Source organism: Clostridium paridis, assembly GCF_016765615.1.
Classification (GTDB): Bacteria; Bacillota; Clostridia; order Clostridiales; family Clostridiaceae; genus Clostridium_T; species Clostridium_T paridis.
In genome coordinates this window covers 1-811 of the sequence record NZ_JAESWA010000007.1, presented here as the reverse complement: position 1 = coordinate 811, position 811 = coordinate 1, and the positions used below count along the sequence as shown (strand labels likewise).

Annotated in this window: 1 protein-coding gene; it reads left to right on the top strand. The window is 37.9% G+C overall.

The window, feature by feature from the left end:
• Positions 1-811 (top strand): elongation factor Tu (locus JK634_RS01450; protein WP_202765862.1); only part of this gene is annotated, 811 nt, incomplete at both ends.

Genomic DNA, 811 nt, shown 5'->3' with positions numbered 1-811 from the left:
AATCACAACAGTATTAGCAAACAAGGGATTTGCAGAAGCATTCAACTATGCAGATATAGATAAAGCACCAGAGGAAAAAGAAAGAGGAATTACAATCAACACAGCACACGTAGAGTATGAAACAGAAAACAGACACTACGCACACGTTGACTGTCCAGGACATGCTGACTATGTTAAGAACATGATAACAGGAGCAGCACAAATGGATGGAGCTATCTTAGTTGTATCAGCAGCAGATGGTCCAATGCCTCAAACAAGAGAACATATACTACTAGCATCAAGAGTAGGAGTTGACTATATCGTAGTATTCTTAAACAAAGCAGATATGGTAGATGACGAAGAATTACTTGAATTAGTAGAAATGGAAGTAAGAGAACTATTAAGCGAATACAACTTCCCAGGAGACGATATTCCAATAGTTAAAGGATCTGCATTACAAGCATTAGAAAACCCAACAGATCCAGAAAAGATTCAACCAATCTTAGACTTAATGGATGCAGTAGATAGCTACATTCCAACACCAGAAAGAGCAACAGATAAGCCATTCTTAATGCCAGTAGAAGATGTATTCACAATCACTGGTAGAGGAACAGTTGCAACTGGAAGAGTTGAAAGTGGAATTCTACATGTAGGAGACGAAGTAGAAGTAGTTGGATTAAGTGAAGAAAGAAGAAAGACAGTAGTAACAGGAATAGAAATGTTCAGAAAGTTACTAGACGAAGCACAAGCTGGAGATAACATCGGAGCATTATTAAGAGGTGTTCAAAGAACTGATATCGAAAGAGGTCAAGTTTTAGCTAAAAGTGGATCA